Origin of the sequence: uncultured Clostridium sp., from assembly GCF_910588715.1 — a bacterium.
In the GTDB taxonomy this organism is placed as follows: Bacteria; Bacillota; Clostridia; order Clostridiales; family Clostridiaceae; genus Clostridium.
This window is the reverse complement of sequence record NZ_CAJURG010000034.1, coordinates 1-1,300: the sequence shown is the minus strand read 5'-3', so window position 1 is coordinate 1,300 and position 1,300 is coordinate 1. Positions and strand designations below refer to the sequence as shown.

The following is a 1,300-nucleotide window of genomic DNA, read 5'->3' as shown; positions in this document are numbered from 1 at the left end:
TAAAAAATGTGATTCACTTTTTTGTTTGATATAATTTAAATAAGGAGGAAATAATTATGGGAAGAAAAAAAGGAACAGTAACAAATTATTATGAAAAAGAATATAAAGAAAAAATAATAAAAGAAGCTCTATCTTATGGAATTCAACCAATGGCTAGAAAATATCAAATTAGTGCAGGAATGATATGCAATTGGATAAAGAATTATCAAGAAAATGGGAATAAAGTAATCGATAACAAATATAAGAGAGGGAATCCATTAAGCAAATATCAACATAAAAAAGAACTTACAGATATGGAAAAACTTCAGTATGAAAATATGAAACTAAGAATTGAGAATGAACGATTAAAAAAAGGATACCTAATGAAAGGGGATGGTTCAGTTGTAGTATTCAAGAAATAAAACAGAAAGAATTTGAAATAGTAGAAATATTGAGTAAAGAATTTTCAGTTAAATCATTATGTGAAGTAATGAACATATCAAGAAGCGGATATTACAAATGGTTGAAAACAAAAGATATTCTAAATAGATATGAAATAAATCGGAAAGATTTAGAACCATTAATTAGAGATATACATAAAAGGAAGCCAAGTTATGGATATCATAGAATAAATATAATTATTCGAAGAGAAGTTGGTTGGTATGTATCAGATAATTTAATTCATAAAGTTTGTAAAATATTGAAAATAAGGAGTAAAGCTAAACATTATTCGACTTACAAAAAACCAGGAGAAGAATCAATTAAATATCCTAATCTTATAAATAATAATTGGAATACAACAAGACCATTAGAAAAAGTTGTAACAGATACAACAATGATTTGGTTTAAAAAACAAAGGTACGATTGGACATACTACATTGATGTTTTTAATGATGAAATAATAGGATCTAATGTTAAGCCTTTCTTGCATTGCAGTAATCCAATAAACCATAAATTAGCTTTAGAAAGTATGTTGGAAAGCAAAATAAAAAGAGGATATGGATCCCAAGATACAATTATGCACAGCGATCAGGGAATCATATACTCATCAATTGCACTTTCTCAAGTACATAAAGATTATACCATAATTAGGTCTATGTCGAGAATAGCTACACCAACAGATAATCCAATAATTGAATCTAAAAATGGTTGGTTGAAGAAAGAAATGTACATTGATTTTAACCAAGATGATTATAAAAATGTGGAAGAATATATAAATGCAATAATTGAGGACCATAATAACTACCGGCCTAGTTATGCCTTAAAATATAAAACCCCAATCGAGTATAGAACTCAATTAGGGTTTAAATAAATGTTTTTT

At 26.9% G+C, this 1,300-nt stretch carries 2 protein-coding genes; both read left to right on the top strand.

What is annotated here, in order from left to right:
- Positions 1–56: 56 nt before the first annotated feature.
- Positions 57–401 carry a hypothetical protein gene (locus QZ321_RS12455; RefSeq protein WP_289635309.1) on the top strand — a complete coding sequence of 115 codons (345 nt, stop codon included), beginning with the start codon at positions 57–59 and terminating at the stop codon, positions 399–401.
- On the top strand, positions 344–1,291 hold the full coding sequence (locus tag QZ321_RS12450) for an IS3 family transposase (protein WP_354665556.1): 948 nt from the start codon (positions 344–346) through the stop codon (positions 1,289–1,291). The genes QZ321_RS12455 and QZ321_RS12450 overlap by 58 nt, the downstream gene beginning before the upstream one ends.
- Positions 1,292–1,300 lie beyond the last annotated feature (9 nt).